The organism is Streptomyces yerevanensis, assembly GCF_000716805.1.
Taxonomy (GTDB): Bacteria; Actinomycetota; Actinomycetes; order Streptomycetales; family Streptomycetaceae; genus Streptomyces; species Streptomyces flaveus.
Window position 1 is genome coordinate 17117 of record NZ_JNWJ01000001.1, and the last position, 25413, is coordinate 42529.

27 protein-coding genes are annotated in these 25413 nt (G+C 69.7%); 12 read left to right on the top strand and 15 right to left on the bottom strand.

What is annotated here, in order from left to right:
• The first annotated feature begins 105 nt into the window (after positions 1–105).
• Complete coding sequence (serB, locus tag OP79_RS00085) at positions 106–1311, top strand: phosphoserine phosphatase SerB (RefSeq protein WP_033317765.1); 1206 nt, start codon at positions 106–108, stop codon at positions 1309–1311.
• Positions 1312–1524: 213 nt separating this feature from the next.
• Here serB and OP79_RS00090 read toward each other — a convergent pair whose 3' ends face one another.
• The 4 genes from OP79_RS00090 to OP79_RS00100 form a co-directional block, all read right to left on the bottom strand.
• Entirely contained in the window at positions 1525–2043 is a 519-nt protein-coding gene (locus tag OP79_RS00090) for a SixA phosphatase family protein (protein WP_033317766.1), read from the bottom strand.
• Between the two features lie 77 nt (positions 2044–2120).
• Positions 2121–2345, bottom strand: a complete 225-nt coding sequence (locus OP79_RS00095; protein ID WP_033317767.1) for a hypothetical protein — start codon at positions 2343–2345, stop codon at positions 2121–2123.
• 178 nt (positions 2346–2523) lie between these two features.
• Entirely contained in the window at positions 2524–2640 is a 117-nt protein-coding gene (locus OP79_RS57980; protein WP_106972257.1) for an SGM_5486 family transporter-associated protein, read from the bottom strand.
• Positions 2641–2691: 51 nt separating this feature from the next.
• Entirely contained in the window at positions 2692–4065 is a 1374-nt protein-coding gene (locus tag OP79_RS00100; protein ID WP_033317768.1) for a CynX/NimT family MFS transporter, read from the bottom strand.
• A 49-nt stretch (positions 4066–4114) separates the two neighbouring features.
• Here OP79_RS00100 and OP79_RS00105 point away from each other — a divergent pair, with 49 nt between their 5' ends.
• Positions 4115–4804 carry a FadR/GntR family transcriptional regulator gene (locus tag OP79_RS00105; RefSeq protein WP_033317769.1) on the top strand — a complete coding sequence of 230 codons (690 nt, stop codon included), beginning with the start codon at positions 4115–4117 and terminating at the stop codon, positions 4802–4804.
• A 4-nt stretch (positions 4805–4808) separates the two neighbouring features.
• On the opposite strand, the gene OP79_RS00110 is transcribed toward OP79_RS00105, so the two are convergent.
• The 6 genes from OP79_RS00110 to OP79_RS55120 form a co-directional block, all read right to left on the bottom strand.
• Positions 4809–5162 carry a hypothetical protein gene (locus OP79_RS00110; protein ID WP_078491534.1) on the bottom strand — a complete coding sequence of 118 codons (354 nt, stop codon included), beginning with the start codon at positions 5160–5162 and terminating at the stop codon, positions 4809–4811.
• Positions 5163–5353: 191 nt separating this feature from the next.
• Complete coding sequence (gene fabI, locus OP79_RS00115) at positions 5354–6121, bottom strand: enoyl-ACP reductase FabI (RefSeq protein WP_033317770.1); 768 nt, start codon at positions 6119–6121, stop codon at positions 5354–5356.
• Positions 6122–6124: 3 nt separating this feature from the next.
• Positions 6125–6829 (bottom strand): 3-oxoacyl-[acyl-carrier-protein] reductase, encoded by a 705-nt coding sequence (gene fabG, locus OP79_RS00120; RefSeq protein WP_033318096.1) that lies wholly within the window; start codon positions 6827–6829, stop codon positions 6125–6127.
• A gap of 161 nt (positions 6830–6990) precedes the next feature.
• The gene (locus tag OP79_RS00125) at positions 6991–7386 is read right to left on the bottom strand and encodes a type II toxin-antitoxin system VapC family toxin (RefSeq protein ID WP_078491535.1); all 396 of its coding nucleotides are present in this window, start codon (positions 7384–7386) and stop codon (positions 6991–6993) included.
• Positions 7383–7667, bottom strand: a complete 285-nt coding sequence (locus tag OP79_RS00130) for a type II toxin-antitoxin system Phd/YefM family antitoxin (RefSeq protein ID WP_033317771.1) — start codon at positions 7665–7667, stop codon at positions 7383–7385. The genes OP79_RS00125 and OP79_RS00130 overlap by 4 nt, the downstream gene beginning before the upstream one ends.
• 124 nt (positions 7668–7791) lie before the next feature.
• Positions 7792–8019, bottom strand: coding sequence for a hypothetical protein (locus OP79_RS55120; protein WP_157857256.1), 228 nt, complete (start codon positions 8017–8019; stop codon positions 7792–7794).
• Between the two features lie 109 nt (positions 8020–8128).
• Here OP79_RS55120 and OP79_RS00135 point away from each other — a divergent pair, with 109 nt between their 5' ends.
• The 3 genes from OP79_RS00135 to tyrS all read left to right on the top strand — a co-directional run bounded on the left by OP79_RS00135 (position 8129) and on the right by tyrS (position 12434).
• Complete coding sequence (locus OP79_RS00135; protein WP_033317772.1) at positions 8129–9652, top strand: TldD/PmbA family protein; 1524 nt, start codon at positions 8129–8131, stop codon at positions 9650–9652.
• A complete protein-coding gene (locus tag OP79_RS00140; protein WP_033317773.1) occupies positions 9649–11040 on the top strand; it encodes a metallopeptidase TldD-related protein in 1392 nt (463 codons plus the stop codon). The genes OP79_RS00135 and OP79_RS00140 overlap by 4 nt, the downstream gene beginning before the upstream one ends.
• A 125-nt stretch (positions 11041–11165) precedes the next feature.
• Positions 11166–12434: a tyrosine--tRNA ligase gene (tyrS, locus tag OP79_RS00145; RefSeq protein ID WP_033317774.1), complete on the top strand. Its 1269-nt coding sequence runs from the start codon at positions 11166–11168 to the stop codon at positions 12432–12434.
• Positions 12435–12488: 54 nt separating this feature from the next.
• Here tyrS and OP79_RS00150 read toward each other — a convergent pair whose 3' ends face one another.
• Positions 12489–12764, bottom strand: a complete 276-nt coding sequence (locus OP79_RS00150) for a GlsB/YeaQ/YmgE family stress response membrane protein (protein WP_033317775.1) — start codon at positions 12762–12764, stop codon at positions 12489–12491.
• Between the two features lie 211 nt (positions 12765–12975).
• On the opposite strand from OP79_RS00150, the gene OP79_RS00155 reads away from it, so the two are divergent.
• Together OP79_RS00155 and OP79_RS00160 are read left to right on the top strand one after the other, a co-directional pair.
• Complete coding sequence (locus OP79_RS00155; protein WP_033317776.1) at positions 12976–13362, top strand: DUF3099 domain-containing protein; 387 nt, start codon at positions 12976–12978, stop codon at positions 13360–13362.
• A 247-nt stretch (positions 13363–13609) separates the two neighbouring features.
• Positions 13610–13873, top strand: a complete 264-nt coding sequence (locus OP79_RS00160) for a hypothetical protein (protein WP_033317777.1) — start codon at positions 13610–13612, stop codon at positions 13871–13873.
• Between the two features lie 151 nt (positions 13874–14024).
• Here OP79_RS00160 and moaA read toward each other — a convergent pair whose 3' ends face one another.
• The 3 genes from moaA to OP79_RS00175 all read right to left on the bottom strand — a co-directional run bounded on the left by moaA (position 14025) and on the right by OP79_RS00175 (position 17181).
• Positions 14025–15014, bottom strand: coding sequence for a GTP 3',8-cyclase MoaA (gene moaA, locus OP79_RS00165; RefSeq protein ID WP_033318098.1), 990 nt, complete (start codon positions 15012–15014; stop codon positions 14025–14027).
• Positions 15015–15178: 164 nt separating this feature from the next.
• Positions 15179–16828, bottom strand: coding sequence for a solute symporter family protein (locus OP79_RS00170; protein WP_033317778.1), 1650 nt, complete (start codon positions 16826–16828; stop codon positions 15179–15181).
• Complete coding sequence (locus OP79_RS00175) at positions 16825–17181, bottom strand: DUF485 domain-containing protein (protein ID WP_033317779.1); 357 nt, start codon at positions 17179–17181, stop codon at positions 16825–16827. Before OP79_RS00175 ends, OP79_RS00170 begins: the two co-directional genes overlap by 4 nt.
• 374 nt (positions 17182–17555) lie before the next feature.
• On the opposite strand from OP79_RS00175, the gene OP79_RS00180 reads away from it, so the two are divergent.
• The 4 genes from OP79_RS00180 to OP79_RS00195 all read left to right on the top strand — a co-directional run bounded on the left by OP79_RS00180 (position 17556) and on the right by OP79_RS00195 (position 23360).
• Positions 17556–19079: a S8 family peptidase gene (locus tag OP79_RS00180; protein ID WP_033317780.1), complete on the top strand. Its 1524-nt coding sequence runs from the start codon at positions 17556–17558 to the stop codon at positions 19077–19079.
• A 107-nt stretch (positions 19080–19186) separates the two neighbouring features.
• Complete coding sequence (locus OP79_RS00185; RefSeq protein WP_078491536.1) at positions 19187–20725, top strand: S8 family peptidase; 1539 nt, start codon at positions 19187–19189, stop codon at positions 20723–20725.
• Positions 20726–20845: 120 nt separating this feature from the next.
• Entirely contained in the window at positions 20846–22216 is a 1371-nt protein-coding gene (locus OP79_RS00190; RefSeq protein WP_033317781.1) for a CoA transferase, read from the top strand.
• Between the two features lie 181 nt (positions 22217–22397).
• The gene (locus tag OP79_RS00195; protein WP_106972258.1) at positions 22398–23360 is read left to right on the top strand and encodes a CopD family protein; all 963 of its coding nucleotides are present in this window, start codon (positions 22398–22400) and stop codon (positions 23358–23360) included.
• On the opposite strand, the gene OP79_RS00200 is transcribed toward OP79_RS00195, so the two are convergent.
• Positions 23329–24222 (bottom strand): sterol desaturase family protein, encoded by an 894-nt coding sequence (locus OP79_RS00200; protein WP_033317783.1) that lies wholly within the window; start codon positions 24220–24222, stop codon positions 23329–23331. The genes OP79_RS00195 and OP79_RS00200 overlap by 32 nt on opposite strands.
• A gap of 203 nt (positions 24223–24425) precedes the next feature.
• On the opposite strand from OP79_RS00200, the gene OP79_RS00205 reads away from it, so the two are divergent.
• Positions 24426–25412, top strand: coding sequence for a DEDDh family exonuclease (locus tag OP79_RS00205; protein ID WP_033318100.1), 987 nt, complete (start codon positions 24426–24428; stop codon positions 25410–25412).
• The last annotated feature ends 1 nt before the right edge of the window (position 25413 follow it).

The following is a 25413-nucleotide window of genomic DNA, read 5'->3' on the forward strand; positions in this document are numbered from 1 at the left end:
ATGCGCCGGGAAGGGCGAGGTCACCGAGACGACACCGACTGTTTCCCGTCCGCTGGGCGGACCGTAGAAGCAGGGGCACTGCGTGCCGGTTACTGTGGGAAAACCATGAGCGCTTCGCAGACCTCCGACGCCCCCACTCTCCTCGTCAAGATCTTCGGCAAGGACCGGCCCGGCATCACGGCCGGGCTCTTCGACACCCTCGCCGGCTACTCGGTCGACGTGGTCGACATCGAGCAGGTCGTCACCCGTGGCCGGATCGTGCTGTGCGCGCTCGTGACCCAGCCGCCGGCCGGCCTCGAAGGCGGGCTGCGGGCCACGGTGCACAGCTGGGCGGAGTCCCTGAAGCTCCAGGCCGAGATCATCTCCGGCCGCGGCGACAACCGGCCGCGTGGCCACGGCCGGTCGCTCGTCACCGTGCTCGGGCACCCGCTCACCGCACAGTCGACCGCCGCGATTGCCGCCCGGATCACCTCGACCGGCGGCAACATCGACCGTATCTTCCGGCTCGCCAAGTACCCCGTGACCGCGGTCGAGTTCGCCGTGTCCGGTACGGAGCCCGAGGCTCTGCGGACCGCCCTGGTGACCGAGGCGGCGGCCCTCGGTGTCGATGTGGCGGTCGTCGCGGCGGGGCTGCACCGGCGCGCCCAGCGCCTGGTCGTCATGGACGTCGACTCGACGCTGATCCAGGACGAGGTGATCGAGCTCTTCGCCGCCCACGCCGACTGCGAGGACGAGGTCGCCGAGGTGACGGCGGCGGCGATGCGGGGCGAACTGGACTTCGAGCAGTCACTGCACGCGCGCGTGGCGCTCCTCGAAGGGCTCGACGCCTCCGTGGTGGACAAGGTGCGCAGCGAGGTGCGGCTGACGCCGGGGGCGCGCACGCTGATCCGTACGCTGAAGCGGCTCGGCTACCAAGTGGGCGTCGTCTCGGGCGGGTTCACGCAGGTCACGGACGACCTCAAGGAGCGGCTCGGGCTCGACTTCGCCCAGGCCAACACGCTGGAGATCGTCGACGGGAAGCTGACGGGCAAGGTCACCGGCGAGATCGTGGACCGCGCGGGCAAGGCACGGCTGCTGCGCCGGTTCGCCGCCGAGGCGGGCGTACCGCTGGCCCAGACCGTGGCGATCGGTGACGGCGCGAACGACCTCGACATGCTGAACGCGGCCGGTCTCGGCGTCGCCTTCAACGCCAAGCCGGTCGTCCGCGAGGCCGCGCACACCGCCGTGAACTTCCCCTTCCTCGACACCGTCCTGTACCTGCTCGGCGTCACTCGTGAAGAGGTCGAGGCGGCGGACATGCACGTGGATTGAGCGGGGCGCTCCGCTGGGTTGGGCAGTTTTAAGCTGCGGGTTCGTTGTGGCTGGTCGCTCCCCCACTCTCGGCTTCGCTCGAGCGGGGGGACCCCCATCGCGGCGGAGCCGCAAATCGATACAGCCCCGCGCGCACCGATAGAGCGCGGTACAGCACCGGACACAGACGGCCCGGCACCTTTCGCGGTGCCGGGCCGTCCACGTAGGGGCGGGTTATTCGGTCGGCGCCCAGTAGTCGAGCAGCGTGCCCAGGCCGGGCTCCAGGGTCTTCCAGGAGCCGGAGAAGCTGAGCACGGCGAACGCTGCGGTGGGGAAGTCGCGGCTGCTCATCCGCTCACGGGCGTCACCCTCGGACTGGCCGGCCAGGATGTCGGCGAGGGCCTGCACTCCGGGGTTGTGGCCGATCAGGAGCACGTTCTGCATGTCGTCCGGGGTTTCGTTGAGCACGGCGATCAGCTCGCCGGGCGAGGCCTCGTAGAGCCGCTCCTCATAGACCGTTTTCGGCCGATGCGGGAACTCGTGGACGGCGAGTTTCCATGTCTCGCGGGTGCGGGCCGCGGTGGAGCAGAGGGCCAGATCGAAGGGGATGCCGGTGTCGGCCAGCTTGCGCCCGGCGACGGCGGCGTCCTTGCGGCCCCGCTCAGCGAGCGGCCGCTCATGGTCGGACACCTGTGGCCAGTCGGCTTTCGCATGCCGGAAGAGGACAATCCTGCGGGGTTCTGCGACGCTCATGGAACCCAGCTTCGCATGAAACACGCCATGGAGCGCAGAGAGTTGGCACGCTGCCCCGACATGGCAGATCCTCCAGCTCAGGAGCCCTGAGGCAGCACCGTCTGCTGGATGCGCTCGATGAGCTCGCCGACCGCGGGGTCGCCGCTCGCCGCGTGGGCGTCCGCGGGGTTGAGTATCAGCAACAGCAGTGCGACGAAGGCGAGCGCGGGCAGGGCGACGGCCCACCAGGGCAGCCGGGCCTCGACGCCGCCCCTGGTCGCCGAGGTCGCCGAGCTGTGCCGGGTGTGCGTACGGGCCGACATGCCGCCTCCGTGGGTCTTCGAGGGGTCCGTGGATCCGCGTCTTCGCGGCCACAGTTCGAAGCTACGGAATGAAGAGCCTTCAACCCATCCGGTGATCCACCCACTTGACCCTGACACTCACCCCCTAGGGGATGGTGGGGCTAGCCCCACCATCCCCTGCCGGGGTGGGACAACGGCATCACGGCGAAGCGATCGACGCGATGACGCCGATGATCACGAAGATGGCGAAGAAGGCGCCGAAGACGAGCAGCATCTTCTTCTGGCCGTTCTTGGGGTTCGGGTCGAGCACGGGCATACGGCCAGTCTCGCACTCTTCGTACGCCCCCTCGCCGGTGGGGTCCGCCGCTCAAGGGCGGGACCGGCGCTCGGTCTCCTCCTCGACAGTGCGGTCGCGCCCGGCCAGGAAGCCCACCACGAGCTGCGGGATCATCAGGGCCGTCATGAGTGCGAGCGGCAGCCCCCAGCCGCCGCTGTGCTGGTAGAGCACGCCCACCAGCAGCGGTCCGGGGATCGAGATCAGGTAACCGGTGCTCTGCGCGAAGGCCGAGAGCTTCGCGACCCCGGCGCTGGACCGGGTCCGCATGCCGATCAGAGTGAGAGCCAGCGGGAAGGCACAGTTGGCGACACCGAGCAGCAGCGCCCAGGCCCAGGCGCCGCCCGCCGGGGCGAAGTAGAGACCCGCGTATCCGGTGAGGCCGCACAGGCCGAGGGCGATCGCGATCGGTCCCTGGTGGGGCAGGCGCGTGGCCACGCGCGGGATGACGAACGCCAGCGGCACACCCATGACCATCGTGACGGCGAGGAGCAGCCCGGCCGTGCCCGCCGGGACACCCGCGTCACGGAAGATCTGCGGCATCCACCCCATCGTGATGTACGCGGCGGTGGCCTGGAGCCCGAAGAAGACGGCGAGCGCCCAGGCGGTACGGCTCCGGGTGATCCGCAGCGCGTCCGGACCCTGGCGTGCCACGGGAGCCGAGGCCACACCAGAAGCCGAAGCCGTACCGGAAGCCGAGGCCGCGCCGGGAACCGAGGCCGCCCCCCGTTCGCGTACGAGCAGAATCCACGGCACCACGGCAACGGCCGCGAGGCCCGCCCACACGGCGAGCCCCGACTGCCAACTGCCGCCCAGAGCCCCGGTCATGGGCACCGTCACGGCGGCCGGGGCGGCGGTGCCGAGGGCCATGGCCATGGAGTACAGGCCGGTCATGGAGCCGACCCGGTCCGGGAACCAGCGCTTGACGATCACCGGCATCAGGATGTTGCTGACCGCGATGCCCATGAGTGCGAGGGCGCTGGCAGCCAGGAAGCCGACCGTGTTCCCGGCGAAGGGCCGGACCGCCAGGCCCGCGGTGATGGCCACCATGCCGGCGCACACCACGGTGCCGGGCCCGAAGCGGCGGGCGAGGCGCGGTGCCATCACGCCGAAGACGGCGAAGCAGAGCGTCGGTACGGACGTGAGCAGTCCGGCGACGCTGCCGCTCATGCCGAGGTCGGCGCGCACCTCTTCGAGGAGGGCACCGAGGCTGGTGATCGCGGGCCGCAGGTTGAGGGCCGTGAGGACGAGGCCGACGATCACCAGGCGCGTCCCCCACGCGCGCGGGGCCGCGGGCTTCGGGGAATCGTCGGCTCCGGAGGAACTGCGTAAGGGCATGGGCTCGGATGTGGACGTCGGCGTCCGGGTTTCCGTACGGGTTTCCTCGCTTGCCATGCCACCCATCATAGAATCATGGGATGATTGGTTGTCCACCGTCTGTTCACGGAGAAATGCCATGCCCCTGAGCCATCCCCGACGATCGGCGCTGTCCGAGCAGGTCATCGCCGAGCTGCGCGGCCAGATCACCTCGGGCGAATGGCCGGTCGGCTCCCGCATCCCCACCGAGCCGGAGCTGGTCGAGCAGCTGGGCGTGGCCCGGAACACGGTTCGCGAGGCCGTGCGCGCGCTCGCGCACAACGGCCTGCTCGACATCCGCCAGGGCTCGGGCACGTACGTCGTGGCGACCAGTGAGCTGGCGGGCGTGATGCACCGCCGCTTCGCGGACGCCGATCCCCGGCACATCGCCGAGCTGCGCTCCACGCTGGAGTCGAGCGCAGCGAAGCTGGCCGCCGAGCGCCGCACCGAACGCGACCTGAAGCAGTTGGACGCGATCCTGGTGCGCCGCGAGGAGGCCTGGGAGTCGGGCGACGCGGAGGCCTTCGTCATCGCCGACACGTCGTTCCACATGGCGGTGGTGGCCGCGTCCCACAACGACGTCATGACGGCGATGTACGCGGACCTCGGCGAGGTCGTGCGCGACTGGCTGCGCGAGGACGTGGGCGAGGAGCTGACGCCCGAGACGCACATGGACCACACGCGCCTGGTGGACGCGATCCGCGCTGGCGACGCGGAGTCCGCCGCCACGGAGGCCGCGAGCTATCCGTTCCTGTGCCGCCCGAGGGGTCCTGCTCTCTCCGGAGACTGACGCGTCACCTCCGGTGCGTGACCCACGCCGAGCGGACCTCCTTCCAGCACCGCCCGGCCAGACGCACGGTCTGCGTGGGCCCCACCGCGACCCGGGTCCCGTCGCTGTCGATGTCCCACCACCGGTCGCACTCGATGTGCAGGGCGACCCGGTCGATCTCCGGATACGGGTTATGGCAGTACGCGGTCACATACGAGCCCTCGACCCTGATCCGGCACTCCGACCCGAAGGGCCTGACGACGGGCACGCGCGCGTGGAGGGCCGTTTTCGTGGCGTCCGGGGCATCGTCGTAGGCCGGTATGAGCGGAAGAGCGAGAACGACCAGCAGCGGAGCGAAGCGCCGGGGAAAGGCGCACAAGGGGGACCTCCTCTGCCGTGCCGGGGAGGGACGCGTGATGAACGCCTGATCCAGAGTGCGCAGTTGCCACCCCTGACCGCCCGGCCGGGTAGGCCGAACGAGTGATGGGTGAGGGCCCGCGACCTGCCGGACGGTCAGCAGGTCGCGGGCCCTCACCCATCAGTCGAGCCGGTCAAGCCACAGCGGCAGCGTCACGCGCCGATCGCGTGCAGGCCGCCGTCCACGTGGATGATCTCGCCGGTGGTCTTCGGGAACCAGTCGCTGAGCAGCGCGACGACGCCGCGGCCGGCCGGCCCGGGGTCCTTGAGGTCCCACTCCAGGGGCGAGCGGTTGTCCCACACGGAGGCCAGCTCGCTGAAGCCCGGGATGGACTTGGCGGCCATCGAGGCGAGCGGACCGGCGGAGATGAGGTTGCAGCGGATGTTCTGCTTGCCCAGGTCACGCGCCATGTAGCGGCTGGTGGCCTCCAGGGCGGCCTTGGCCGGGCCCATCCAGTCGTACTGCGGCCAGGCGTACTGGGCGTCGAAGGTGAGGCCGACGACCGAGCCGCCGTTCTGCATCAGCGGCAGGCAGGACATGGTCAGCGACTTCAGGGAGTACGCCGAGACGTGCATCGCGGTGGCCACGGACTCGAACGGCGTGTTGAGGAAGTTGCCGCCGAGGGCGTCCTGCGGGGCGAAGCCGATGGAGTGGACGACGCCGTCGAGGCCGCCGAGCTCCTCGCCGACGATGTCGGCCAGGCGCCCGAGGTGCTCGTCATTGGTGACGTCGAGCTCGATGACCTTGGTGGGCTTGGGAAGCTTCCTGGCGATGCGCTCGGTCAGCGTGGGCCGCGGGAACGCGGTCAGGATGATCTCGGCGCCCTGCTCCTGGGCCAGCTTGGCGGTGTGGAAGGCGATGGAGGACTCCATCAGCACACCGGTGATCAGGACGCGCTTGCCCTCGAGGATTCCGCTCATGGCTCAGTGACCCATTCCCAGTCCGCCGTCTACGGGGATGACGGCTCCAGTGATGTACGAGGCGTCGTCCGAAGCGAGGAACCGCACCGCCGCGGCGACCTCCTCGGGCTGCGCGTACCGGCCGAGCGGCACCTGCTTCACGATGCCCTCGCGCTGCTCGTCGGTGAGCACCTTGGTCATGTCGGTGTCGACGAAGCCCGGCGCGACGACATTGAAGGTGATGTTGCGCGAGCCCAGCTCGCGGGCGAGGGAGCGCGCGAAGCCGACCAGACCGGCCTTGGAGGCGGCGTAGTTGGCCTGGCCCGGGCCGCCGTACAGCCCGACGACCGAGGAGATCAGGACGACGCGGCCCTTTCTGGCGCGCAGCATGCCGCGGTTGGCGCGCTTCACGACCCGGAAGGTGCCCGTCAGATTGGTGTCCAGGACGGACGTGAAGTCCTCCTCGGACATACGCATCAGCAGCTGGTCCTTGGTGACGCCGGCGTTGGCGATCAGCACCTCGACCGGGCCGTGCTCGGCCTCGATCTCCTTGTAGGCCTGCTCCACCTGCTCGGTGTCAGTGATGTCGCACTTGACCGCGAGGAAGCCGGCTGGCGGCTCGCCCGAGCGGTACGTGATCGCGACCTTGTCGCCCGCGTCGGCGAAAGCGCGGGCGATGGCGAGGCCGATGCCCCGGTTTCCTCCGGTGACGAGAACCGAGCGGCTCAACGGATCACCCTTTCGATAGCCGGACTGGTGCCCCTGCATGGCAGGCGGTTACCTCGAAAACCTATCGGTCGCGCCCGGCTTGCGGACAATCCGCCATCGACAGTGGCTCCGCCCGCCTCCTGTCGGGTCTCTACAGTCGGCGCGGCTCGGAGGCGGCTGCATCAGTCCGCCATGCCGGGTGCGTATGCGGGCAGGGCCGCCGCTCGCGCCGCCTCCAGCATCCGCTTGTCGTACGTGACAAGGCATTGCAAGGAGTCACCGAGCGTCAGCGCACTGGCCACGTGCAGGGCATCCAGAGTGCGCAGGCGACCGGGGAGACCTGCCGCCTGGTCCCGGACCTCCTCCGTCACGAGGATCTCCGTGATGTCTCGTTGAAGATCGCTCATGGCCGTGGGGAAGTCACCCATGAGGTCCAGGGTCCGCACGGTCTCCACGAAACCGATCGTGCTGGTGGCGAAAGGGGCCGCTGGGCGCTCGTCGAGGAAGGCGTCCAGTTGCGTGAAGTAGTCCCGCCTGGTCAGCCAGGTGATCAGCGCCGAGGAGTCGAGGTAGATCAACGGTCGTCCTCCTCGCGCTCGGCGAGCAGCAGGTCGAGCGGCGAGACGTCAGCGGGGACCTCGTAGTGCGGCAGCCGCGCCCTGTCCGCGCTGGTCGCCGCCTTGAGTCGGATCTTGCCCTGGGCCACAAGGTCGGCATATCGGGCCACCGGTCCGGAGCCGGGCAACAGTATGGCGATGACGTTGCCGTGCCGGGTCACCTGGACCGCCTCGCCCTTCTCCACGCGGGCGAAGACGGCGCTGGGGTTGTACGAGAACTCTCGAACGGAAATGGTGCTCATGCCGGATTCCTTCACTACGGCAGGACACAGCACATTGTGCCTACATCTCTACGATGGTACCCACATCGCCGATTGCGTTCAGCTTCTCTTCCGGGTGGAACACTCTCGCTGCCGCCTCACCCGTTCACGCGGGCGCAGGGTTCCCGCAGCTTTCTTCCAGCAGCCGGTCGTAGATGGTGAGCGCCCGCTGGAACTCCTTGGCCAGGATCCATTCGCTCGCGGCTTCCAGGAGGGTTTCCTCCCGGTGCTCCGGGTACTGGTCGGCCGGCTCCTCCATCGCCGTGGCGGCTTCCGCTTCGCCTTCCTGGAGCGGCTGTTGCTGGGCATGCTTCCTCAACTCAGCGGCAGGCAAAGGAGACACGCACCTCGGCCAGTGAATTCGTTGGAAGCAAGAGTGTCGGCGCTGCATGATTCACTGCGGACAAACACTTCTCGCTAACGGTGACAAGGGGAGGCCGCTCGTGGCCCATGAGGTCGATCAGTCATTCCTGGCACTGCCCCTGAGGGCCCTGGCCGACGCCGCCCTCGCGCGCGCCCGCGCACTCGGCGCCGAGCACGCCGACTTCCGGTTCGAGCGGGTGCGCAGTGCGGCCTGGCGGTTGCGGGACGGCAAGCCGTCCGGGTCGTCGGACACGACCGATCTGGGGTTCGCGGTGCGGGTGGTGCACGGCGGGACCTGGGGGTTCGCTTCCGGTGTCGACATGACGATGGACGCCGCCGCGAAGGTCGCCTCGCAGGCCGTGGCGATGGCGAAGCTGTCGGCGCAGGTGATCAAGGCGGCGGGCTCCGACGAGCGCGTGGAGCTGGCCGATGAGCCGGTGCACGCCGAGAAGACCTGGGTCTCCTCGTACGAGATCGACCCCTTCTCCGTGCCGGACGACGAGAAGGTGGGGCTGCTCACGGACTGGAGTGCGCGGCTGCTGGCGGCCAACGGGGTCAGCCATGTGGACGCCTCGCTGCTGACCGTGCACGAGAACAAGTTCTATGCCGATACGGCGGGGACCGTCACCACGCAGCAGCGCGTGCGGCTGCATCCGCAGCTCACCGCCGTCGCGGTCGACGAGTCGAGCGGCGAGTTCGACTCCATGCGGACGATCGCGCCGCCGGTGGGGCGCGGCTGGGAGTACCTCACGGGCACCGGCTGGGACTGGGAGTCCGAGCTGGAGCGGATCCCGGAGCTGCTCGCCGAGAAGATGCGGGCGCCGAGCGTCGAGGCGGGGGCGTACGACCTGGTCGTCGACCCGTCCAACCTGTGGCTGACGATCCACGAGTCCATCGGACACGCCACCGAACTGGACCGCGCGCTCGGCTACGAGGCGGCGTACGCCGGGACGTCCTTCGCCACCTTCGACCAGCTGGGCAAGCTGCGGTACGGCTCCGAGCTGATGAACGTCACCGGCGACCGGACCGCCGAGCACGGGCTCGCGACGATCGGGTACGACGACGAGGGCGTCGCAGGGCAGTCCTGGGACCTGGTCAGGGACGGGACGCTGGTCGGCTATCAACTCGACCGCAGAATCGCGAAGTTGACCGGCTTCGAGCGGTCCAACGGCTGCGCGTACGCCGACTCCCCCGGCCATGTGCCGGTGCAGCGCATGGCCAACGTGTCGCTCCAGCCGGATCCCGGCGGGTTCTCCACCGAGGACCTGATCAGCGGTGTCGACCGCGGGATCTATGTCGTCGGCGACCGCTCGTGGTCCATCGACATGCAGCGCTACAACTTCCAGTTCACCGGACAGCGCTTCTTCAAGATCGAGAACGGGCGGCTCACGGGCCAGCTGCGGGATGTCGCGTACCAGGCGACGACCACCGACTTCTGGGGCTCGATGGCCGCGGTCGGCGGCCCGCAGACGTATGTCCTGGGCGGTGCCTTCAACTGCGGCAAGGCCCAGCCGGGCCAGGTCGCGGCGGTCTCGCACGGCTGCCCGTCCGCCCTCTTCAAGGGCGTCAACATCCTTAACACCACGCAGGAGGCCGGTCGATGAGCGCGCGTACGAACAAGCCGCACGAGGTCGTCGAGCGCGCCCTCGAGCTGTCCCGGGCCGACGGCTGCGTCGTGATCGCGGACGAGTACTCGACGGCCAATCTGCGCTGGGCGGGCAACGCGCTGACCACGAACGGGGTCACACGCGGGCGCACGCTGACCGTCATCGCGACCGTCGACGGCAAGGAGGGCACATCCTCCGGGGTCGTCTCACGCTCGGCCGTGACCGCGGACGATCTGGAGTCGCTCGTACGGGCCGCCGAGGCCGCGGCGCGGGGCGCGGGCCCGGCAGAGGACGCGCAGCCGCTGGTGACGGGGGTCGCTCAGTCCCCCGAGTTCACGGACGCGCCCGCCGAGACCTCCTCGGGCGTCTTCGCGGACTTCGCCCCGGCGCTCGGCGAATCGTTCGCCCGCGCGCGTGAGGGCGGACGCGAGCTGTACGGCTTCGCCAACCACGAGTTCGTCTCCAGCTACCTCGGTACGTCGACGGGGCTGCGCCTGCGGCACGATCAGCCCAACGGCACGCTGGAGTTGAACGCCAAGTCGCCGGACCGTACGCGCTCCGCGTGGGCGGGCCGGTCGACGCGGGATTTCAAGGACGTAGACCCGGCGGCGCTCGACGCGGAGCTGGCCACGCGCCTGAGGTGGGCGGAGCGGCGCGTCGAGTTGCCTGCCGGGCGGTACGAGACGCTGCTGCCGCCGACGGCCGTCGCGGATCTGCTGATCTACCAGTTGTGGTCGTCGTCGGCCCGGGACGCGGCCGAGGGCCGGACGGTGTTCAGCAAGCCCGGCGGTACGCGCATCGGCGAGAAGCTCGCCGAGCTGCCCCTGACGCTGCGCAGCGACCCGAACGAGCCGGGCCTGGAGTGCGCGCCCTTCGAGCTCGCGCACTCCTCCGGGGGCGACTCCTCGGTGTTCGACAACGGGCTGCCCCTCCAGGCCACCGAGTGGATCCGTGCGGGCGAGCTGGCGCATCTGGTCAGCTCCCGGCACAGCGCGGGCCTGACCGGACTGCCGGTGGCTCCCGCCATCGGCAACCTGATCCTCGACGGCGGCCAGGACAAGTCCCTCGAGGAGATGGTCGCCGCGACCGAGCGCGGGCTGCTGCTGACCTGCCTCTGGTACATCCGCGAGGTCGACCCGGCCACGCTGCTGCTGACCGGGCTGACCCGGGACGGCGTCTACCTGGTCGAGAACGGCGAGGTCACGGGCGAGGTGAACAACTTCCGGTTCAACGAGTCGCCGGTCGATCTGCTGGGCCGGGCGACCGAGGCGGGACGCACGGAGAAGACGCTGCCGAGGGAGTGGGGCGACTGGTTCACCCGGGCCGCGATGCCCGCCCTGCGCATCCCCGACTTCAATATGAGCTCCGTCAGTCAGGGCGTATGACGTCCGTCGGTCAGGGCCTGTGGCTCAGGGCACATAACGGCGTGGGCTCTGTCAGTCGGGACGTATAACCTCGTAGTCGGCTGTCACTCGACCGCCCGAAGATCATCCAAGGAGATACGAGAACCGTGACGGACATCGTCGACGAGCTGAAGTGGCGCGGGCTGATCGCCCTGTCCACTGACGAGGACGCTTTGCGCAAGGCGCTCGCGGACGGTCCCGTCACGTTCTATTGCGGCTTCGACCCGACGGCGGCCAGTCTGCACGTCGGCCACCTGGTGCAGGTCCTCACCATGCGCCGTCTTCAGCTGGCGGGCCTGCGCCCGCTGGCCCTGGTGGGTGGGGCGACCGGCCAGATCGGCGACCCGCGCCCGACGGCGGAGCGCACGCTGAACGATCCGGAGACAGTCGCGAACTGGGTCAATCGGCTGCGTGGGCAGATCGAGCCGTTCCTGTCCTTCGAGGGTGAGAACGCCGCGGTGATGGTGAACAACCTGGACTGGACGGCCGGGATGTCGGCCATCGAGTTCCTGCGGGACATCGGCAAGCACTTCCGCGTCAACAAGATGCTGACGAAGGACTCGGTCGCCCGGCGTCTGGAGTCCGAGGAGGGCATCAGCTACACGGAGTTCAGCTACCAGCTGCTCCAGGGCATGGACTTCCTTGAGCTGTACCGCCGGCACGGTTGCACGCTCCAGCAGGGCGGCAGCGACCAGTGGGGCAACCTCACTGCGGGCCTGGACCTGATCCACCGCCTGGAGCCGCATGCCGAGGTCCACGCGCTGGCGACGCCGCTGATGACCAAGGCGGACGGCACGAAGTTCGGCAAGACCGAGGGCGGTGCCATCTGGCTCGACCCGGAGATGACGACGCCGTACGCGTTCTACCAGTTCTGGCTGAACGCGGACGACCGGGACATCTCGGCATACATGCGGATCCTGTCCTTCAAGTCCCGCGAGGAGCTGGAGGAGCTGGAGAAGGTCACCGAGGAGCGTCCGCAGGCCCGTACCGCCCAGCGGGCGCTGGCCGAGGAGCTGACGACGCTGGTGCACGGCGCCGAGCAGACGGCTGCCGTGATCGCCGCGTCACGCGCCCTCTTCGGTCAGGGTGAGCTGGGTGAGCTGGACGAGGCGACGCTGAGTGCGGCGCTGTCCGAGGTGCCGCACATCCAGGTCGCGGAGCCGGCCCTGGTGGTGGACCTCTTCGCCGAGGTCGGCCTGGTGGCCAGCAAGTCGGCCGCGCGCCGCACGGTCAAGGAGGGCGGGGCGTACGTGAACAACGTCAAGGTCGCCGGCGAGGACGCCGTCCCCGCCAAGGAGGATCTGCTGCACGGGCGGTGGCTGGTACTGCGGCGCGGCAAGAAGAACCTTGCGGCGGTGGAGGTCACGGGCGGCTGAGCACCATGCATGAGTGGAGGGGGTGGCCGACCGGCCGCCCCCTTCGTCGTATCGTCAGGCTCTCTGTCTGCCGCCCCGTACGGCCGTGTACAGCATGTCGCCGAGGAAGACGAGGACGACCGCGGCAGCGAGCTGGAGGCCGTGGCGGCCCCAGTCGATGCCGCGGGTCTCGTCGATGCCGATACCGCGGGCGATCGAGTTGCCCACGATGGCGCCGATCATCCCGAAGATCGTGGTCAGCCAGAGTGGGCTGTGCTGCTTGCCCGGAATGATCGCCTTGGCCAGCAGACCAAGCACGAAGCCGACGATGATCGCCCACAACCAGCCCATGGCTGCCTCCTGTACGGCTCTGCGCGAGCGTTTCGCCCAGCTTCGGCCTGGCCGTCGTACGACGCATGCCGGGCACCGCCATACGCGGTACGACGCAGCGGCCCCCGACCCGAAGGGGACGGGACCCGGTCTCGAACGCGGCGCATGTGCGGCGTACCGTAGAGGTGGTACGGACCGGTGCGCGTCCGATGCAGGCGGGTGGTGGAACGTGATGCGGAAGCACAGCGAAGCCGAAGTCTTCCGGATCACCGGGGCCAGGCAGGGGCTCGCCGACGACGTGCGCGGCAGGCAGCGCCGCTATGTCATCTCGATGTCCGTCCGTACGGTCGCCGTGATCCTCGCGGCCACCCTCTGGAACGTCGAACGGCACGTCGCCGTCGTCGCCTTGGTGCTCGGCGTCGTTCTCCCGTACATCGCCGTGGTGATCGCCAACGCGGGCCGGGAGAACGCGCCGTCGCTGCCGTCGACGTTCGTCACCGTGCCCACCCGGCCGATGCTCACGGAGTCCCGCCCGGACGACGCCGCGGAATCCGTCCCGGAAGACATCGCGGCCGATTCCCCGTCCGCCGCCCAGGGCGAGCCGCACGAGCGGACCTGACCACCGCCGATCCATGGCGGCCGGACCTTCACGGCGGCACCAAGCTCAAGAAAAGCTCAGATCAATCATGCTGTTCCAGTGCCGGGCAGAGGGTCACCCGTGACATACTTCGTACGCGCTCCGCATCCCCCGTCGGAGCGACAGACCGACGCCGGGCAGCTCCCCCCGTGGCTGCTCGGCGTCGCCTTTTCTCCAGCACTTCGGACGCCTTCAGCTCTCCGGATGCCGTCGCGTTAGGGTCGGGGACGTGATCCTGAACATCCCCGGCTCCGATCCGGCCTCGCCCATCTGCTCCGCCAAGGGCTGCCGGGCCGACGCGGTGTGGGTGCTCGCCTGGAACAACCCGAAGCTGCACACCCCGGACCGCCGCAAGACATGGCTGGCGTGCGAGGAGCACCGCGAGCACCTGTCCAAGTTCCTTGGCGTACGGGGCTTCTTGAAGGACGTCGTGTCCTTGGAGGACTGGGACTCCCAGGAACCCAAAGAGTCGCCGAAGTCCCCGGAGGCCTGAGCGGGCTTGCCGAAGTCCGCTGCGGCACCACGCCCCTAGGGAGGCCGCAGGCCTCTTAGGGGCGCGGGGCTGTGACATATGCGGCTCCGCCGCGCGGGCGCGACCAGCCACGACGCACCCGCAGCATCGCACCGCATTTCCAGCGGAGCGCTTAGCCGCCGATCGCCGACATAGGTCGCTCCGGCTGCACGAACGACGGGTCGTCCAGGCCGGCGCCCGCCTTCTTGCCCCACATCGCCAGCTTCCATATGCGGGCGATCTCCTCGTCCGGCGCGTCCGAGCGCAGGGCGGCGCGCAGGTCGGTTTCCTCCTGGGCGAAGAGGCAGGTGCGGACCTGGCCGTCGGCCGTGAGCCTCGTACGGTCGCAGGCCGAGCAGAACGGGCGGGTGACGGAGGCGATGACACCGACGCGGTGCGGGCCGCCGTCGACCAGCCAGCGCTCGGCCGGGGCCGCGCCCCGCTTCTCGGAGCCCTCCTCGGTGAGCTCGAAGCGGGTGCGCAGCGAGGTGAGGATGTCGCCGGCGGTGACCATGCCCTCGCGCTTCCAGCCGTGCTGGGCATCGAGCGGCATCTGCTCTATGAAGCGCAGTTCGTAGTCATGCTCCACGGCCCAGGCCAGCAGGTCCGGGGCCTCGTCGTCGTTCAGCCCCGGCATCAGGACGGTGTTGACCTTGACGGGGTTCAGGCCCGCCTCGCGGGCGGCTTCGAGGCCCTCAAGGACGTCCTTGTGGCGGTCGCGGCGGGTGAGGGTCTTGAAGACGTCGGGGCGCAGCGTGTCCAGGGAGACGTTCACCCGGTCCAGGCCCGCCGCCTTCAGGGCGGGCGCCGTGCGCCTGAGGCCGATGCCGTTGGTGGTCAGGGACATCTGGGGGCGTGGCTCAAGCGCGGCCACGCGCTCCACGATGCCGACGAGTCCGGGGCGCAGCAGGGGCTCACCGCCGGTGAAGCGGACCTCGGTGATGCCCAACTGCCGTACGGCTATGTCGATGAGGCGGACGATCTCGTCGTCCGTGAGCAGGTCGGGCTTGGCGAGCCACTGCAGGCCCTCTTCGGGCATGCAGTACGTGCACCGCAGATTGCAGCGGTCCGTCAGCGACACACGCAGATCGGTGGCCACACGGCCATAGGTGTCGATGAGCACGTGGGCCCCCTCCACTCGCGCGAACACTCATATGAATTCCAGTCACCGGCGAGCCTACGCGACAGGACTGACAACGACGGCAGCCGGATCGCACCGGACGCGACGCGGCCGCGTCGTGGAGACCTCCAGAGATCTACGACGCGGCCGCGAGGTGGACGGGAACCTCAGTGGGCCCCGGTACCGGTGAGCGAGCGCACCTCCAGCTCGGCGTACTTGCCGGTGTCCGGCTCCTCCTTGGACAGGACGGTGCCGAGCCAGCCCATCAGGAAGCCGAACGGGATGGAGATGATGCCCGGGTTCTTCAGCGGGAACCAGGAGAAGTCGACGTCGGGGAACATCGCCGTGGGGTCGCCGGAGACGACGGGCGAGAACAGCACCAGGCCGACGGCCACGATCAGACCGCCGTAGATCGACCACAGGGCGCCCTGGGTGGTGAACCGCTTCCAGAACAGGCTGTAGAGGATCGTCGGCAGGTTGGCGGAGGCGGCGACCGCGAAGGCGAGGGCGACGAGGCCTGCGACGTTCAGGTCGCGGGCGAGGGAACCCAGGAGGATAGAGACGGCGCCGATGCCGATGGTCGCCAGACGGGCCGCCCTGACCTCCTCCTTCTCGGTGGCCTTGCCCTTCTTGATGACGTTCGCATAGATGTCGTGCGCGAAGGAGGACGACGAGGCCAGGGTGAGGCCGGCGACCACGGCGAGGATCGTCGCGAAGGCCACCGCCGAGATCACGGCGAGCAGGATGGCGCCCCAGGCGGAGTCGACGCCGCCCAGGTGCAGGGCGAGCAGGGGCGCCGCCGTGTTGCCGGACTTGTTGGACGCGATGATCTCTTCCTGCGAGATGAGTGCGGCGGCGCCGAAGCCGAGCGCGATGGTCATCAGGTAGAAGCCGCCGATGATGCCGATCGCCCAGTTCACGGACTTCCGGGCGGCCTTGGCGTTGGGCACCGTGTAGAAGCGGATCAGGATGTGCGGCAGGCCGGCGGTGCCGAGCACCAGGGCGATGCCGAGCGAGATGAAGTCCAGCTTGGTGGTGCCGGTCGCGCCGTACTGGAGGCCGGGCTCCAGGAAGGCGGTTCCCTTGCCGCTGTTCTCGGCCGCCGTGCCGAGCAGGTCGGAGATGTTGAAGTTGAACTTCAGCAGCACCAGGAAGGTGATCAGGATGGTGCCGCTGATGAGCAGCACAGCCTTGACCATCTGGACCCAGGTGGTGCCCTTCATGCCGCCGATGGAGACGTACACGATCATCAGGACGCCGACGAGGGCGACGATGAGGATCTTGCCGGCGTCGGAGGTGATGCCGAGCAGCAGCGAGACGAGGACGCCCGCGCCGGCCATCTGCGCCAGCAGGTAGAAGATCGAGACGACGATCGTGGAGGTACCGGCGGCCGTACGGACCGGGCGCTGGCGCATGCGATACGCCAGCACGTCACCCATGGTGTAGCGGCCGGAGTTCCTCAGCGGCTCGGCGACCAGGAGGAGGGCCACCAGCCAGGCGACCAGGAAGCCGATGGAGTACAGGAAGCCGTCGTATCCGAAGAGGGCGATCGCGCCCGCGATGCCCAGGAAGGACGCGGCGGACATGTAGTCGCCGGATACGGCGAGTCCGTTCTGGAAGGCGCTGAACTGCCGTCCGCCCGCGTAGAAGTCGGCGGCGTCCTTGGTCTGCCGGCCCGCCCATACGGTGATGAAGAGGGTGGCGATGACGAAGGCCGCGAACAGGGAGATGATCAGCGGCCGGTGCTCGCTGGCCTCGTTCGCCGCGAGCTGCACTTCACTCGCGGCGAGCTGGACCTGAGTGATCGCGGGGCTCATTCGCCGCCCTCCATCCGGGTCTTGATCGCGTGGGCCTTGGGGTCGAGCTTGGCGGAGGAGTGCCGCTCGTACCACCAGGCGATGAGGAACGTGGTGAGGAACTGGGCGAGACCGAAGACGAGGGCGACGTTGATGTTGCCGAACAGCTTGGTGCCCATGAAGCCGCCCGCGTAGTTCGACAGCAGGACGTACAGCAGGTACCAGCTGATGAAGCCGACGGTCAGCGGGAAGGCGAAGGAGCGGTGGGCGCGGCGTAGTTCACCGAACTCAGCGCTCTCCTGCACCTCGACGAACTCCTCGGTGGTGGGGAGGTGAGGCTGGGATTTCGAGGGGGGCGGTGCGTCGGTAGCCACGGAGTCTCCTCGCGTTGCGGTTGCGGCGTCCGAATCGGAAGCGGGCGGATGGGGATAAAGGGTTGAACTGGCTCTGGACATGGCTGTGTTGTGACCTCACGGAGGTGTGGATCACGTGGGCCGAGTGGCGATGCTAGGGCCTTACGGGCGTGATCCAACAGGGGCTCGCTGGTGCTCTCGCCCCTGCCCAAGGTCACGGGGCGACGCCAAGACCGGTTCAACGCACGGCCGTTCTTTCGGAAGTCATTTCCTGTAAGTCGTTGCTGGCCAGGGATCACGGGGGATAGCTTCGCCCTGCACCACTCAAGTCATGTACCTGCCCGAGCACCACCTGTGTTCGGGCCGGTTCCTTTTCCGGATGATGTGGAGACCCCATGGCTCATCTGCGCTCCAGACGCCGTCTTGCGCTTGCCGTGCCCGTAGTGCTGTCCCTCACCGCCTCGCTCGGCTTCCTGCCGGGCGTCGCCTCGGCCGCCCCGGTCGACGCGCCCGCCGTGGCCGCGGAGGAGGGCCCGAACCTCGCGTACGTGGTCAACACGAAGAAGACGGACCACGGCACGATCGAGTCGGTGAAGAAGGCGATAGCCAAGGCCGACGGCACGGTTGTCGCGACGTACAAGAAGATCGGCGTCATCGTCGTCCACTCGACCAACGCGGAGTTCGGCAAGCAGATTCGTGCCGTACGCGGGGTGCAGTCCGCGGGTGCCACGCGCACCACGCCGCTGACGCCGGCGGGGACGACGGACGAGGGCGCGGCGCAGCTCCTGTCGGCTGCCGAGGCCGCCAAGGTCGAGGCCAGGGGCGCAGCCGCCGAGGAGCCCCTCGAGGCCGACCAGTGGGACCTGCGCGCGATCGGCGCCGACAAGGCCGCGAAGATCAACCCGGGCAGCAAGAAGGTCACGGTCGCCGTGATCGACACCGGCGTCGACGACACCCACCCGGACATCGCACCGAACTTCTCCGCCTCCCAGTCGGCCAACTGCAACGGCGGCGTGGCGGACACCAGCGAGGGCGCCTGGCGTCCGTACACCCCGGAGGACTACCACGGCACGCACGTGGCCGGTGAGATCGCCGCGGCACGCAACGACGTGGGAGTGGCCGGTGTCGCGCCCGGCGTGAAGGTGTCCAGTATCAACGTGACCGACCGGGCGAACGGCCTGTTCTACCCGGAGAGCGTCGTCTGCGCCTTCGTGTTCGCCGCGGACCACGGCGTCGAGATCACCAACAACAGCTACTACGTGGACCCGTGGCTCTACAACTGCATGGACGACCCCGACCAGCGGGCCATCGTCGACGCGGTGAACCGGGCCCAGCAGTACGCCACGAAGAAGGGCACCCTGCACCTCGCCTCGGCGGGCAACTCCAACCACGACCTCGACTCGGACGCGATCGTCGACGACTCCAGCCCCGACGACTCGACCCCGGTCACCCGCACCATCGACCCGCACGAGTGCTTCGACGTGCCGACCCAGCTGCCGGGCATCGTCACGGTCAGCGCGACCGGCGTCAAAAACACCAAGTCGTACTACTCCACGTACGGCAAGGGCGTCATCGACATCGCGGCGCCGGGCGGAGACAAGTACCAGATCCCGGACACCCCGTCGAAGAACGGCCGGATCCTGTCCACCATGCCGAACAACGCGTACGGCTACCTGCAGGGCACGTCGATGGCGGCGCCGCACGCCTCCGGGGTCGCCGCGCTGCTCAAGTCCAAGTACCCGTGGGCGACTCCGGGCCAGCTCCAGGCGCTGCTGAAGGCGCAGGCGGACAGCCAGGCCTGCCCGACCGACTACGACGGTGACGGCGACGGTGTCGTGGACGCCACCTGCGAGGGCGGCAAGCGCGTGAACGGCTTCTACGGATTCGGCGTCGTCAACGCGCTGCGGGCGGTCAAGTAGGCGGTCTTGTGGGCCACTTCGGACGTACGACACTTTCGGAAGCCCACCTCGGACCCGGCCTCGCACGGCCCGTAACGCTCGTACAGCGAACGAACTGGAGACCCCCCATGACAGCGCCTCATACGCGCTCCCGCCGTGCCATGTCGATCCCGCTCGGGATGGCCATGGCGACGGCACTCGCCTTCCTGCCGAACACCGGCGCTTCGGCGGCCCCGGCGGCCGAGGACGCCGCGCCGCAGCTGTCGGCCCTCTCGGCGGAGGCGACCTCGCTCAGCTATGTCGTCAACGTCCGTCCCGGTCACGGCACTTCCTCTTACGTGAAGAAGGCCATCACCAAGGCCGGCGGCACCGTCGTGACGTCGTACGACAAGATCGGCGTGATCGTCGTCCACTCGTCGAACGCCGACTTCGCCAAGACCATCCGCAAGGTGCGCGGTGTTCAGTCGGCGGGCGCGACGCGTACGGCGCCGCTGTCCGCGCAGTCGACGACCGATGTCGGTACGCCCAAGGTGCTCACCTCGGAGCAGGTCGCGGACGTCGAAGCGGCGGCCGGGCAGGACCCGTTGGAGCCCCTGCAGTGGGATCTGCCCGCCATCAAGGCGGACAAGGCGCACGAGAAGTCGCTCGGCAGCCGGGACGTCACGGTCGCCGTGATCGACACCGGCGTGGACGACACGCACCCCGACATCGCGCCCAACTTCGACCGCAAGGCATCGGTCAACTGCGTGTCGGGCAAGGCGGACACGGCCGACGGGGCGTGGCGGCCGAGCGCCGCCGAGAGTCCGCACGGCACACATGTGGCGGGTGAGATCGCGGCCGCCAAGAACGGCGTCGGCGTCACGGGCGTCGCGCCCGGCGTGAAGGTCTCCGGCATCAAGGTGTCCAACCCGGACGGGTTCTTCTACACGGAGGCCGTCGTCTGCGGCTTCATGTGGGCGGCGGAGCACGGTGTGGACGTCACCAACAACAGCTATTTCACCGACCCGTGGCTCTTCAACTGCACGAACGACCCGGACCAGAAGGCCCTCGTCGAGGCCCACTCCCGGGCCACGCGGTACGCCGAGAGGAAGGGTGTGGTCAACGTCGCTGCGGCGGGCAACGACAACTTCGACCTCGCGGCGGACGAGATCACCGACACGATCTCGCCGAACGACTCCACCCCGTCGGACCGTGTGATCGACCCGTCCGAGTGCCTTGACATCCCGACCCAGTTGCCGGGTGTCGTCACGGTCGCTTCGACGGGCGCGAAGGGCCTCAAGTCGTCCTTCTCCAACCACGGCCTGGGCGTCATCGACATCGCGGCCCCCGGCGGCGACTCGACGGCGTTCCAGACCCCGGCCCCGCCCGCCACCAGCGGCCTCATCCTGGGCCCGGTGCCCGGCGGCAAGTGGGGCTACATGGCCGGTACGTCGATGGCCTCCCCGCACGTCGCGGGCGTGGCCGCGCTCATCAAGTCGACGCACCCGTACGCCCCGCCGGCGTTGGTGAAGGCCCTCCTGTACGCCGAGGCCGACGCCACACCGTGCACCGACCCGTACGACATCGACGGCGACGGCAAGATCGACGCGGTCTGCGAGGGCGGCAAGAACCGCAACGGGTTCTACGGCTGGGGCACCGCCGACGCGCTGGACGCGGTGACGAAGTAGCGGACAAGCAGTGCCTCCCTACGGGGAGTTGAGCCGGGCGGCCCTTGGGTCGCCCGGCTCTCGCATGGAGTGATCCAAGTCACCTCCCGTGGCGACCGGTCAACGCCGCATAGTGCTCTCATGGCTGACATCGAGTACCTGTGGTCCGCGCTGGGCGGCGGTCCCGCCTTGGTCTCGCGGATCTCCACGGTCGTACGGGACGGGGCGCTGGAGGCGCGGTTGCCGGTGCGGGAGTTGGCGCGGGGCTGTGTGGGTGCGTGTGCGCTCGCGGCCGCTGAACTCGGCGCGCGCCGTAGCGGGCGGGAGGTCCCTTCGGTGCGGGTGGATGACGGAGCCGTCGCCACCGCGTTCGTGAGTGAGCGGCATCTGCTCGTGGACGGGCGGGCGCCGGTCACCTTCGCGCCGCTGTCGCGGTTCTGGCGGACGGCGGACGGTTGGGTGCGTACGCATGCGAACTATCCGCATCATCGGGCGCGGTTGCTCGGGGCTCTGGGGCTGTCGGCGGAGGCGTCGGTGGAGGCCGTGGGCGCCGCTCTCGCGGAGCGGTCGGCCGTGGAGGTGGAGAGCGCCGTGTACGCGGCCGGAGGGCTCGCCGTGGCGCTGCGTACGGCCAAGGAGTGGGCCGCGCACGAGCAGGGCGCGGCAGTGGCCGGGCGCGGGCTGCTGGAGCGGGGGCGGATGGCTTCCTCGGGGGTACGCGTCCTCGCGCCCCTCGACGGTGATCCGCTGTTGCCCGCGGCGGGACTGCGCGTGCTCGATCTCACGCGCGTCATCGCCGGCCCCGTCGCGACCCGTACCCTCGCGCTCCTCGGCGCGGACGTCCTGCGGGTCGACCCGCCACGGCTGCCCGAACTCGCCGACCAGCACGCGGACACGGGCTTCGGCAAGCGGTCCGCCACGCTCGATCTCACGGCCGACCGGCATGCCTTCGAGGAGCTGCTCGCCTCGGCGGACGTCGTCGTCACCGGCTACCGCCCCGGCGCCCTGGACCGCTTCGGGCTCACACCGGAGGCGCTGGCCGAGCGCAGGCCCGGGATCGTGGTGGCGCAGCTGTCCGCGTGGGGTGCGTACGGGCCGTGGGGCGGGCGGCGCGGGTTCGACAGCCTGGTGCAGATGGCGACGGGCATCGCGGCGCTGGAGGGTTCCGAGGAGAAGCCCGGCGCCCTGCCCGCCCAGGCCATCGACCACGGCACGGGATATCTGCTGGCCGCCGGAGTGCTGCGCGCGGTCGCGGAGCAGTTGGAGGAAGGCGGGACGCGGTTCGTGCGTCTGGCGCTGGCGCAGACGGCGGGGTGGCTGGTGAACGGTGTCGCGCGGGGCGAAGGGTCCGCGGACGCTGCGTACGACAGCCCCGCCCCCTGGCTCAGCGAGACGGACAGCGGACTGGGGCGGCTTCGGTACGCCCTTCCGCCGGTGTTCTTCGCAGGTGGGCCGAAGAACTGGTCGCGGCCACCGGGGCCGTGGGGCGCGGATGCCGCGCGGTGGACCTGAGCGGCGAGGTTCCGCGCCCGGTCTGAGTCGTACGGGCGGTCGGGGCGTATGCAGGGGTGGAATGTTGTTCCGCACCAGTTGTTCTCCAGGGCTTGCCCGGATCTGAACGACTGGTGAAGATCCTGAGGTGAGTTCGATAAGACCGAGTACCGACGCGGGCGGTGAGGTCGGTGCCGCCCGGATGACCGCGGCCGGAGGCCGGCGAGCCGTTGCCGCCATCGCCCTGGTGGGCCTTGCCGCGCTGATCCCGCTCCTCGGGCCGCCCGTCGCCCTGCGGGGCACGGGGGAGGCCGCCGTTCCCGCCGACGGGGGGATCGCCCTGCTGCGTACGGTCCTGTTCGCGGCGGTGTGCGTCTCGGCGGGCGAACTGTTCGCCGCCCGGCTGGCCCGCCGAGTGCCGGGGGCGCCCCTGGACGACACGCCCCGCAGCTGGGCGCCCGTCGCGGCGGGCGCCGGCTTTGTCGCCGCGCTCGGGCTCGCCTCGGTCGTGGCCAACGGCAACCTGGTGCCGCGCCGGCTCTCCGACATGGACATCGGCGGCCTGTACGAGACCCGGGACGGCGTGCTCGCGCTCCTGGAGGTCAACGCGTTCGTCGTGGCGGGCCTGTGCGCCCTGTCGCGGCGCCCGGCGACCCAGGCGTGGCCGCTCGCCGCAGTGGCCGTCGCGGAGGCGCTGCGGGCCCATCCCACCACGGAGTACAGCCCACTGCTCGGCTCGGGCCTGACGCTCGTACATGTGACGTGCGCGGCCCTGTGGGCGGGCGGCCTGCTGCACGTCCTGCGCCTGCTGCGGCGCTGGCGCGACCCGGAGGCGGGCGCCGCGCTTCTCGGGCTCTACTCGCGCGTGGCGGCCGTTCTGTTCGCCGTGATCACCATGACGGGCGTGGGCAGCACCCTGCGCCGGATGCCGGCAGGCACGGTCCTGGAACAGCTGACGGCGACGGCGTACGGGCGCACCCTGCTCGCCAAGCTGCTCCTCGTGGCCGCCGTCGCCGTCCTCGCCCTGTGCGCGCGGCGACGGCTGCGCAGGGCCACCGACCCGCTCACCGCCTACTCCCCCGCGCGGACGGAAGTCATCGTCCTGGGGGCGGTGGTCGCGATGTCCGCTGCGCTTACGGCACTGCCGGTGCCGATCCGTTGGTGACCTGATCGGCCGCTTCCTCGGCACCGACTGGCGTCGGCGGCTGCCAGCCCGGCCCCCGGAACACCCGCCCCGCCCGCTCACGCCAACTGCCCGCCGCGCGCAGGTCCCTGGCGATGGCGGCGTATTCGTGCGTGGCGACGCGCAGGGGGTTGTAGGTGTCGATGTTCTTCGTCAGCCCGTACACCGGCCGCTCGGTCTCCGGGACGAACGAGCCGAAGAGCCGGTCCCAGACGATGAGGATCCCGCCGAAGTTCCGGTCCAGATAGCCCCCTTGGGAGGCGTGGTGGATCCGATGGTGCGAGGGCGTGTTGAAGACGAACTCGAAGGCGCGGTGCAGCTTCCCGATGCGCTCGGTGTGGATCCAGAACTGGTACACGAGGTTCGCGGACGAGCAGAAAGCGAGCGCCGCCGGATGCACACCGAGGGCGACTAGAGGAACGTAGAACGGCCAGACGGTCCAGGTCGTCCACGGCTGCCTGAGCGCGGTGGTGAGGTTGAACTTCTGGCTGGAGTGGTGCACCACGTGGCAGGCCCACAGGATGCGGATCACGTGATGCCCGCGGTGCGACCAGTAGTAGAAGAAGTCCTGGGCGAGCAGCATCAGCGGAACGGTCCACCACAGGACGGGCACGCGCAGGGGCGTCAACTCGTGGACGGCCGTGTAGACGGCGACGATCGGAATCTTCCACAGCAGGTCGAAGCCCAGGCTGCCCAGCCCCATGGAGACGCTCGTCACGGCGTCCTTCGCCTCGTACCCGGCGGCCTCCTCGTCCGGATGGATCCGGACGCTCACCATTTCGACCACGGTGAGCAGCACAAAGGCGGGGATCGACCACAGCACGGCATCGGGCAGGTTCGGCATGGCTGAACCGTAGAGCGGCCGTTGAGCTGCGGATAGACGTTGTTACCCACAAGTATTACCTGGGGTACGCGCTTGCTTCTTGGCCGGCTCCTCCAAGAGGCGCAGATGGCCGCAGGTGGCCAGGTTGCCGACGGAGGCACGGGGGCCGGAAGAGCGGACTCCGGCGAACGGGCTGTCAGTCGGGCCCTTTATCCTCGGTGACCATGCTCGAAGACCGTACGACCGCAGCGTCCGCAGCCTCGTGGCCGGCCGCGTATCCGCAGGGATACGCGGTGGTCGACGTGGAGACCACCGGCCTGGCCCGCGACGACCGCATAGTGTCGGCCGCGGTCTACCGGCTGGACGCGCGCGGCAAGGTCGAGGACCACTGGTACACGACGGTCAACCCGGAGCGGGATCCGGGCCCCGTGTGGATCCACGGTCTGACGAGCCAGGTGCTCGAAGGGGCGCCCCTTTTCCCGGACATCGCCGAGGAGTTCGCGGCTCGGCTCGACGGCCGGGTGCTCGTCGCGCACAACGCCGTCTTCGACTGGTCGATGATCGCGCGGGAGTACGCGCGCGCGGAGCGCGAGGCGCCGGTCCGTCAGCGGCTGTGCACCATCGCGCTCTCCAAGGCGCTGGGCCTGCCGCTGGCCAACCACAAGCTGGAGTCGCTCGCCGCGCACTTCGGCGTCGTACAGCGGCACGCGCATCACGCGCTGGACGACGCGCGCGTGCTCGCCGAGGCTTTCCGGCCGAGCCTGCACGCCGCCGCACGCGACGGTCTGCGGCTGCCGCTGCTGGAGTGCCGGCCGCTCACGGAGTGGGCGGACGGGTCCGCGCCGCGTATGGACCGGCAGTCCGGCGGCGGGGGCTACGGCGGTTACGGTCCCGGGAGCTGGCGCCCCTCCCGCAAGCGGCCCGCGTGCCCCTACCCCAACCCGGGCCGGTACGAACCGGGCAGGCCGCTCAAGCAGGGCATGCGGATCGCGTTCTCCGGAGACACCTCCGTCGACCGCGAGCTCCTGGAGGACCGGGCCGTCGACGCCGGGCTGCATGTCGCGACGAGCCTGTCCCGGCTCACCAGCCTCCTCGTCACGAACGACCCGGACTCCGGTACGTCCAAGGCGGCCAAGGCCCGCCAGTTCGGCACACCGGTCGTCGACGAGGCGGCCTTCGGCCAGCTGCTTCTGGATGTGGAGCCAGCCTAGG

Coding starts and splice junctions, on each gene's coding strand:
- OP79_RS00130 (WP_033317771.1), bottom strand. CDS start 7,667: ATGAGCACCATTTCCGTTCGAGAGTTCTCGTACAACCCCAGCGCCGTC.
- OP79_RS00170 (WP_033317778.1), bottom strand. CDS start 16,828: ATGAGCCCCGCGATCACTCAGGTCCAGCTCGCCGCGAGTGAAGTGCAG.
- OP79_RS00095 (WP_033317767.1), bottom strand. CDS start 2,345: ATGTCGGCCCGTACGCACACCCGGCACAGCTCGGCGACCTCGGCGACC.
- OP79_RS00105 (WP_033317769.1), top strand. CDS start 4,115: ATGCCCCTGAGCCATCCCCGACGATCGGCGCTGTCCGAGCAGGTCATC.
- OP79_RS57980 (WP_106972257.1), bottom strand. CDS start 2,640: ATGCCCGTGCTCGACCCGAACCCCAAGAACGGCCAGAAGAAGATGCTG.
- OP79_RS00200 (WP_033317783.1), bottom strand. CDS start 24,222: ATGCCGAACCTGCCCGATGCCGTGCTGTGGTCGATCCCCGCCTTTGTG.
- OP79_RS00180 (WP_033317780.1), top strand. CDS start 17,556: ATGGCTCATCTGCGCTCCAGACGCCGTCTTGCGCTTGCCGTGCCCGTA.
- OP79_RS00090 (WP_033317766.1), bottom strand. CDS start 2,043: ATGAGCGTCGCAGAACCCCGCAGGATTGTCCTCTTCCGGCATGCGAAA.
- OP79_RS00185 (WP_078491536.1), top strand. CDS start 19,187: ATGACAGCGCCTCATACGCGCTCCCGCCGTGCCATGTCGATCCCGCTC.
- fabI (WP_033317770.1), bottom strand. CDS start 6,121: ATGAGCGGAATCCTCGAGGGCAAGCGCGTCCTGATCACCGGTGTGCTG.
- OP79_RS00205 (WP_033318100.1), top strand. CDS start 24,426: ATGCTCGAAGACCGTACGACCGCAGCGTCCGCAGCCTCGTGGCCGGCC.
- serB (WP_033317765.1), top strand. CDS start 106: ATGAGCGCTTCGCAGACCTCCGACGCCCCCACTCTCCTCGTCAAGATC.
- OP79_RS00150 (WP_033317775.1), bottom strand. CDS start 12,764: ATGGGCTGGTTGTGGGCGATCATCGTCGGCTTCGTGCTTGGTCTGCTG.
- OP79_RS00190 (WP_033317781.1), top strand. CDS start 20,846: ATGGCTGACATCGAGTACCTGTGGTCCGCGCTGGGCGGCGGTCCCGCC.
- OP79_RS00100 (WP_033317768.1), bottom strand. CDS start 4,065: ATGATGGGTGGCATGGCAAGCGAGGAAACCCGTACGGAAACCCGGACG.
- OP79_RS00155 (WP_033317776.1), top strand. CDS start 12,976: ATGCGGAAGCACAGCGAAGCCGAAGTCTTCCGGATCACCGGGGCCAGG.
- OP79_RS00195 (WP_106972258.1), top strand. CDS start 22,398: ATGACCGCGGCCGGAGGCCGGCGAGCCGTTGCCGCCATCGCCCTGGTG.
- OP79_RS00140 (WP_033317773.1), top strand. CDS start 9,649: ATGAGCGCGCGTACGAACAAGCCGCACGAGGTCGTCGAGCGCGCCCTC.